The sequence below is a fragment of the Streptococcus danieliae genome, assembly GCF_013415245.1.
Classification (GTDB): domain Bacteria; phylum Bacillota; class Bacilli; order Lactobacillales; family Streptococcaceae; genus Streptococcus; species Streptococcus danieliae_A.
The window spans coordinates 1-7,823 of record NZ_JACBXX010000033.1; the positions used below are offsets into that span (position 1 = coordinate 1).

General features: G+C 42.5%; 7 protein-coding genes. 6 read left to right on the forward strand and 1 reads right to left on the reverse strand.

What is annotated here, in order from left to right; translation table 11 throughout:
- Positions 1–303: 303 nt before the first annotated feature.
- Entirely contained in the window at positions 304–1,332 is a 1,029-nt protein-coding gene (queA, locus tag HZY94_RS00665; RefSeq protein WP_179924538.1) for a tRNA preQ1(34) S-adenosylmethionine ribosyltransferase-isomerase QueA, read from the reverse strand.
- A gap of 357 nt (positions 1,333–1,689) precedes the next feature.
- On the opposite strand from queA, the gene HZY94_RS00670 reads away from it, so the two are divergent.
- From HZY94_RS00670 to HZY94_RS00695, 6 genes are all read left to right on the forward strand, one after another.
- Positions 1,690–2,397 carry a glucosamine-6-phosphate deaminase gene (locus HZY94_RS00670; protein ID WP_179924546.1) on the forward strand — a complete coding sequence of 236 codons (708 nt, stop codon included), beginning with the start codon at positions 1,690–1,692 and terminating at the stop codon, positions 2,395–2,397.
- Positions 2,398–2,548: 151 nt separating this feature from the next.
- Positions 2,549–4,096 (forward strand): peptide chain release factor 3, encoded by a 1,548-nt coding sequence (locus tag HZY94_RS00675; protein ID WP_160332146.1) that lies wholly within the window; start codon positions 2,549–2,551, stop codon positions 4,094–4,096.
- 163 nt (positions 4,097–4,259) lie between these two features.
- On the forward strand, positions 4,260–5,189 hold the full coding sequence (locus HZY94_RS00680; RefSeq protein ID WP_179924540.1) for an ABC transporter ATP-binding protein: 930 nt from the start codon (positions 4,260–4,262) through the stop codon (positions 5,187–5,189).
- Positions 5,182–6,060 (forward strand): ABC transporter permease, encoded by an 879-nt coding sequence (locus HZY94_RS00685; RefSeq protein WP_179924541.1) that lies wholly within the window; start codon positions 5,182–5,184, stop codon positions 6,058–6,060. The genes HZY94_RS00680 and HZY94_RS00685 overlap by 8 nt, the downstream gene beginning before the upstream one ends.
- A gap of 205 nt (positions 6,061–6,265) precedes the next feature.
- Positions 6,266–7,162 carry an ATP-binding cassette domain-containing protein gene (locus HZY94_RS00690; protein WP_179924543.1) on the forward strand — a complete coding sequence of 299 codons (897 nt, stop codon included), beginning with the start codon at positions 6,266–6,268 and terminating at the stop codon, positions 7,160–7,162.
- A gap of 14 nt (positions 7,163–7,176) precedes the next feature.
- On the forward strand, positions 7,177–7,823 hold a 647-nt coding region (locus tag HZY94_RS00695; protein WP_179924545.1), incomplete at its 3' end, for an ABC transporter permease.

Genomic DNA, 7,823 nt, shown 5'->3' on the forward strand with positions numbered 1-7,823 from the left:
AAAAATAGAGGTTCTAGAGGACTATTTGCCATGGTCTGAAATCATACAGAAGAATTGTCAATAAAAAAGGTTCCCGAGTCAATCAACTCTGGAACCTTTTTCATATACTTGGTTATAGCGCGCTTACAATAGTTCTTTTTGTTCATCTTGTTCACCTCAATCTGTCTAACTTGAAATCCCTTACAATAAAATTATAACATATAGTGGTGAGAAAACTCAAAAAATAAAGGATGCCTTTCAGGATTCCAACAATAAACCCTCACGAGCTTGGGTTCCTCGTGAGGGCTTTGACGTGTTTAGAAATCAATGAATAAACATGGCATCACCAAAACTGAAGAAGCGGTAGCCTTCTTCGATGGCGTGCTGGTAGGCAGCCAGGGTTTGCTCGCGACCAGCGAAGGCGGAGACCAGCATGACCAGGGTTGATTTGGGCAGGTGGAAGTTGGTCGAGAAGGCATCGACGATTTGCCATTGGTAGCCTGGTTTGATAAAGATGTTGGTCCAGCCACTGGCGCCGGCTAGTTTTCCTTGGTGGTTTTGGGCAACGGTTTCGAGTGTCCGGATAGTGGTTGTGCCAACCGCGATGACGCGCTTGCCAGCTTCCTTGACCTGGTTGAGGGCCTGGGCTGTTTGGTCGGAAATGGTGTAGTATTCTGAGTGCATATCGTGGGCATCCAGGTCGTCCACGGATACTGGCCGGAAGGTCCCGAGGCCAACGTGAAGGGTTAGGTAGTGGATTTGTACGCCCTTAGCCTCGATAGCTGCCAGTAATTCCGGTGTAAAATGAAGTCCCGCGGTTGGGGCGGCGGCAGAGCCGTTTTCTTTAGCGTAGACGGTCTGGTAGCGTTCACGATCCTCTAATTTTTCATGAATATAGGGAGGAAGGGGCATCTCACCAAGGCTCTCCAGGATTTCCAAGAAAATGCCTTCATAATGGAATTGGATGATGCGGCCCCCGTGCTCCAATTCCTCAACAACCTCAGCTTGCAGCCGGCCATCGCCAAAGGCAATACGCGCCCCCACCTTGAGTCGCTTGGCGGGTTTGGCGAGAACCTCCCATTGATCGCCTTCGGTGTTTTGTAAAAGCAGGAGTTCCACATGGCCACCGGTTTCGGTTTTTTGCCCGTGGAGACGGGCAGGAAGGACGCGTGTGTTGTTGAGAACCAGGGCGTCACCGGGGTTGAGGTAATCAATCAGCTGGTCAAAATGGCTGTCTGCCATCGCCCCGGTTTCTCGGTCCAAGACCAGTAAGCGCGAAGAAGAGCGATCCTCAAGTGGAACCTGAGCAATCAGCTCTTCGGGTAGGTCAAAATCAAAATCACTAGTTTTCATATCTGTTCCTTATAATTGATGAAATAAAAAGAAATAGTAGAGCAAGAGCAAAAAAGGAGTGCTCACCAAAAGAAAGGCTAGAAAGCTTAAAAGAAAGACCAACCAACCCTTGATTTTGAAGCCCCAAAAGTAGAGTAGCAGGAAGATCAATATCCCAGCTATAAAGAGATAGGCAACAAGTTCTAACATAGCAACCATTATAGCATTCTTTGGGGAAGAAAGAACAGGGAAATTCTTGAGGAAGTAGTTCATAAGAGAGAAAGAGAAAATTTCTGCAAAAATCGGTCTATACCAGTTGACAAAAATTGGTATAGACCATATAATGGAATTAGAAAAGATAAGGAGGACGGTTCGATGATCCAGGTAATTCGTGTGGAGAATCAAGCAGAAGGAGGGCAAAAAGCGCTCGCTATTTTGAAGGAAAAACTAGCGGCGGGTGCCCAAACCTTAGGCTTGGCAACGGGGAGCAGTCCGGTGGGCTTCTATGAAGCTGTTCGGGCCAGTGATGTTGATTTCTCAGAGCTAATCAGTGTGAATTTGGATGAGTATGTGGGTCTTGCAGCCGATAATCCGCAATCGTATCGCTATTTTATGGAAGAACATCTGTTCCAAGCAAAACCCTTTAAAGCCAACTACCTACCTAATGGGGAGGCAGCTGACCTGGATGCGGAACTCAGTCGTTACCAGGAGATTCTGGAAGCACATCCGGTTGATCTGCAAATTCTGGGGATTGGTCGAAATGGTCATATTGGTTTTAACGAACCTGGAACCTCCTTTGATCAGACAACCCAAGTGGTCGATTTAGAAGCGTCTACCATTGAAGCCAATGCCCGGTTCTTTGACAAGATTGAAGATGTTCCGACTAAGGCGATTTCCATGGGGATTAAGAATATCATGGACGCCAAAGCTATTATTCTTTTTGCTTATGGAGCAGACAAGGCAGCAGCTATTGCTGGTGCCGTAGAGGGGCCAGTGACAGAGGAGCTACCAGCCAGCATCCTTCAAAACCATCCAGAAGTTTATATCTTTGCGGATGATGCCGCCCTAGCAGAACTAGAAGGTTAACGAGCTAGCCCTACTGGTTGATAAGGCAATCAGGGGGCTTTTGTTATGCTTAGGATTTTGGGGAGGGCCAGGAAATTTTTAACAGAGGTTTTGTGTCGCTCTAGCTATCATGGTATACTAGTAAGGCAGAAAAAATCGGAAGGAATTAGAAATGTCACGTATTGATGAGATGAAGCGGAGACGGACCTTCGCTATTATTAGTCACCCGGATGCCGGGAAAACGACGATTACGGAGCAGTTGCTTTATTTTGGCGGCGAGATTCGCGAGGCGGGTACCGTTAAGGGGAAGAAGACTGGGAACTTTGCCAAGTCTGACTGGATGGATATTGAGAAACAACGGGGCATCTCCGTTACCTCGTCCGTTTTGCAGTTTGATTACCTAGGCAAGCGGGTGAATATCCTAGATACTCCTGGGCACGAGGATTTCTCGGAGGATACCTATCGGACCTTGATGGCCGTGGATGCGGCAGTGATGGTGGTGGATTCTGCCAAGGGGATCGAGGCCCAGACCAAAAAGCTCTTTGAGGTTGTCAAGCACCGGAATATTCCCGTTTTCACCTTCATCAACAAATTGGACCGCGATGGCCGTGAGCCCTTGGAGTTGCTAGAGGAGTTAGAGGAAGTTCTAGGCATTGCTTCCTACCCTATGAATTGGCCGATTGGGATGGGGAAAAGTTTTGAAGGGCTCTATGACCTTCACCATGGGCGTATTGAATTGTATAAAGGGGACCAACGCTTTATCGAGTTTGGTCAAGCGGAGAGCTACGGGTTAGAGAATAATCCTTTCTACCAGCAGGTGCTAGAAGACGTAGAATTACTTAGTGAGGCTGGGAATCCCTTCTCAGAGGAGGCTATCTTGGCTGGGGACCTGACACCTGTCTTTTTCGGATCAGCCCTTACGAATTTTGGGGTACAAACCTTCTTGGAAACTTTCTTAGAATTTGCCCCAGAACCTCATGGTCATAAAACAACTGAAGGCGAGATGATCCAACCGGATGCACCGGACTTTTCAGGCTTTATCTTTAAAATTCAGGCCAATATGGATCCACGTCATAGGGACCGGATTGCCTTTCTCCGGATTGTGTCCGGTGAATTTGAGCGGGGGATGGCCGTTAATCTGCCTCGGACAGGTAAGGGAGCCAAGCTGTCCAATGTGACCCAATTTATGGCCGAGTCGCGGGAAACGGTTGAAACGGCCGTGGCGGGAGATATTATCGGGATTTATGATACCGGGACCTACCAGGTTGGGGATACCTTGACGGTTGGCAAACATAAGTTTGAATTTGAGCCGCTTCCAACCTTTACGCCGGAAATTTTCATGAAAGTCTCCGCGAAAAATGTGATGAAGCAAAAATCCTTCCATAAGGGTATTGAGCAGTTGGTGCAAGAAGGGGCCATCCAGCTCTACAGCAACTACCAAACAGGTGAATACATGCTGGGAGCAGTTGGACAACTCCAATTTGAAGTTTTCAAACACCGTATGGAAAATGAATACAAGGCGGAAGTGGTCATGTCCCCAATGGGTAAAAAGACTGTCCGCTGGATCAAACCAGAAGACCTGGACGAACGCATGAGCTCCAGCCGGAACATCCTGGCCAAGGACCGCTTCGACCAGCCCGTCTTCCTCTTTGAAAACGACTTTGCCCTCCGCTGGTTTGCAGATAAATACCCAGATGTGGAGCTAGAAGAAAAAATGTAAGGTCAAATCAGTTGAAAAATCACTTTGAGGTTGATGCCTTGGAGTGATTTTTTGCTAGGATTCATCTTGCTTAATGGACAGTTTCCTAATATAATATATGCAGTATAGTTGAGAATTTAGAACGAAAAAGCAGGAACTTGGGAAAGGAGATTGGTGACAGCTAATGGAGATTCGATTAAAAAATGTTCGCAAAAAGTTCGGTTCGTTTGAAGCTTTAAAAGGCATTGATGTAACCTTCGAAGCAGGGAAGTTTTATGGTTTGCTAGGTCCCAATGGTGCTGGGAAAACGACTCTTTTTAACTTGTTGATTCGAAATTTTAAACAAAGTTCTGGAGAAATCCTTTGGGAAGTCGATGGGAAATCACTGTCCAACAAGGAATTTTACCGTCATATAGGGATTGTTTTTCAGAGCAATCGATTGGATGATAATCTAACGGTTGAAGAAAATCTGCAGTCTAGAGGAGCGCTCTATCAGTTATCAAAAAAACAAGTTCAGGCACGCATGGAAGAATTGCAACCCTATCTTGATGTTGTGACGATTCGAAAACGGAAATACGGCAGTTTGTCCGGTGGGCAAAAACGAAAGGTTGATATTGCGCGTGCTCTCTTACCGCAACCGTCCTTGCTTTTGCTGGATGAACCAACCACAGGCTTGGATCCGCAGTCACGTCATGATTTATGGGAAGCTATCAAGCAACTCAATAAGAAGGATAAGATGACGGTGGTCTTAATTACCCATTATCTTGAGGAAATGGCTGGCTGCGATGTTCTCAATGTTTTGATTGCAGGGAATTTGTATTATTCAGGAGATATTAGTCGTTTTATCGAGCAGCATTCGACAACCAATTTGAGCTTGACCTTAAAAGCAGGCAAGTCTATGGACGCTCTGTCGCTTTCTCCATTCGCTGATAAGTGCCAGATTCTTTCGGATCGAGAAATTATGTTTAAAGATCTTACTGTTGAGGATATGATGGACATTATTGCAAGGCACCAAGGAAAATCGATTATTGAGAGTTTTAATGTCGAATATTCGAATTTGGAATCCGCTTATTTGAACTTGTTAAAAGAAAAGGAAGAAGCAGCTCATGTTTGAATTAATTTCCAGAAACTACAAAGTATATACACGGGACAAACTGGCATTTTTGATGTCCTTTCTATCCGTTATCATCCTTATCCTGGTGTATCAAATTTTCTTGGGACAAATCCAGATTGATGCGATCAAGGCTGCCTTAAATCGTGAGTCTGTTTCTACAGATACGATTGAAATGGTGAATCTCTGGCTAATTTCAGGATTGACAACAATTGTTTCCATGACCAGTACCTTGGGGGCATTTGGTGTGATGGTTTCGGATCGTGAGAAAAAGTTGAGTGAAGATTTCAAGGTGAGCCCGATTTCCAATTTTAAAGTGGAGTTGAGCTATGCCATCTTTTCTGTCTTATTTGGGATTAGTATGACCCTCTTCTCCTGTATCTTTGCCATCTCAATCTTTAATGGATTTAGTGCGCTCCAAAACTATTCGATGATGGATTATCTGGCTATTTTGGGAATCATTTCGGGAAGTACCATTTTATCGGCAGCAATGATTCTTCCAGTCTTGACCTTCATTCACAGCAGCTCAGCTTTTACAACCTTGAGTACAATTGTTGGCACCTTTATTGGTTTTATTTCAGGTGTTTACCTATCGATTGGATCTGTTGGGGAAACATTGCAACGAGTGATGACTTGGTTCCCCTTGACTCAAATCAATGCACTTTTAAAGCAAGTTTTGATGAGAGATTCGATTGCTCAAGTATTTGATCAGGCTCCTATTGAAACTGTAACGAGCTATAAAGAATCCTATGGGGTTGTTCTGGTAAATAGTAGCGGTGAGCAACTGTCTCATTCATTGATGTTAACCTATCTAGCGATCATCATTATTGGCTTATTTATTCTCCAATTTATGATAAAAAAATTCAAAAAATAAGAGAAGCTGATTCCTTGCGTGAGAGGGATTTGATTGTGTAAAAAACGAGATAGAATTTTCTTCCAATCTATTCAAGAATCTATAACAAGCAACGGTTTTGAGGTCGTTGCTTTTTGTTTTGTAAAGCTAGTCTTGGTAGAGTATAATTATAATAAAATATTAGAGAAATAGACTTGGAAGCTATTGCTGATATATCATTAGGGAAATGGAGGTGTTGGATATCATGTCTGTGTTGAAAGTTGAGAATCTATCTTATCATTACGAAAGTGGAGAAGGGATTCGAAATATTTCTTTTGAAGTAGAGTATGGTGATTGCTTAGCTCTCATTGGTAAAAGTGGTGCTGGTAAAAGTACACTAATGAATACTATTTTGGGAATCTTACCAAAAGCAGAAGGAGCTGTGTTAGTGGATGATTCTTTAGATATTCGGGATATTTCGTTTTCTCCTCAAAACCAAGCAATTGATTGGTATTTAGATGTTTTTGATAATGTTTATTTGGAAGCTTTATTTGATGGAAGTGAGAATGGGAAGGCAGAAACTCTTGCAGTACTTGAGAAAATTGGTTTAGGAGGAAAGGAAAAGGAGGATCCAACTAATTTATCAGGCGGGCAATTACAACGTGTGCAACTGGCTAGACAGCTTGTGTCAAAGGCTAAGATTCTAATGTTGGATGAACCAACCTCTAGTTTAGATGTCATAACATCTGAAAATATTTTAAATCACTTGAGCAGTCAATGCGAAGACGGAAAAATTTGTATAATCTCTTCCCATGATTTGGATATGCTGGAAAAATATTGCAATAAGGTCCTGTATATTGACAATGGGGAATTGGTGTTTTTTGGTGGAATTGATCGGTTTTTAAAAACTTATAATCATTTAAATGAATATAAAATTGAACATGCTGGTCAGTTGATGGAAAAAGCTAAAAAATCAATAGGTCAAACTTTTAAAGTGAGTGAATGGAATCCATTGATGGTGGAAATTCAAGAAGAACAATCCCTAAACATGTTGTTGAAATTGCTGATTGAACAGGATATTGAAATTCATTCGGTTGAACAGAATAGTCGCAGTTTGAAAGAGATTATTCAGTTGAAGGGATGAGACAGAGGTGGAATATGAAAGAACTGAATTATAAGCAACAGAAAACAAACTTTATAGAATCCGTATTCAAAGTTAGTTACGTTGAATATCGAGCCCTCGTCAATAACAAACAGCTGGTGTACACACAAATATTGGTTCCGATGCTGTATTTTCTATTTTATGCAACTGGCATAGCATCAACTTTTGGGCAGATTATCTATGTCGATAAAGCAGTTCCGTTCTTACAATTTGCTTTTATTGGAATTATTGGTCTTATTGTATATGGTCAGATGTCTCAATCAGTCTATCGGATTATATTGGATAGAAAGTGGGGACTATTAGCCTTCAAATATTTTAAAGGTGTAACTCCTTTAGCTTATATGATTGGAAAAATGTCTTTTCCTTTATTCAATTTCCTGATACAGATGGGGGTACTATATGCCATTTCGATTCTTTTCGGAGATTCCTTTAGTTTCGATCAATTTATTGTGCTTGTTCTATGCTCGATCGTTATGATGATTTTCTGGTTTTCAGTGGGGACGATTATATCCTTAAAGGTAAGTTCTTATAAAACAAGAGATTTAATTTTAAATACCTTGCTATTACCAATCTCTTTTACAGCTCCTATCTTTTTTAGTTTTGATCAGGCTCCCTTATTTATCAAATGGATATCTTTTTTGAA

What these genes read in the sequence shown, in the direction of transcription:
- HZY94_RS00680 (WP_179924540.1), top strand. Translation starts at nt 4,260, where the DNA reads ATGGAGATTCGATTAAAAAATGTTCGCAAAAAGTTCGGTTCGTTTGAA.
- HZY94_RS00675 (WP_160332146.1), top strand. Translation starts at nt 2,549, where the DNA reads ATGTCACGTATTGATGAGATGAAGCGGAGACGGACCTTCGCTATTATT.
- HZY94_RS00690 (WP_179924543.1), top strand. Translation starts at nt 6,266, where the DNA reads ATGGAGGTGTTGGATATCATGTCTGTGTTGAAAGTTGAGAATCTATCT.
- queA (WP_179924538.1), bottom strand. Translation starts at nt 1,332, where the DNA reads ATGAAAACTAGTGATTTTGATTTTGACCTACCCGAAGAGCTGATTGCT.
- HZY94_RS00685 (WP_179924541.1), top strand. Translation starts at nt 5,182, where the DNA reads ATGTTTGAATTAATTTCCAGAAACTACAAAGTATATACACGGGACAAA.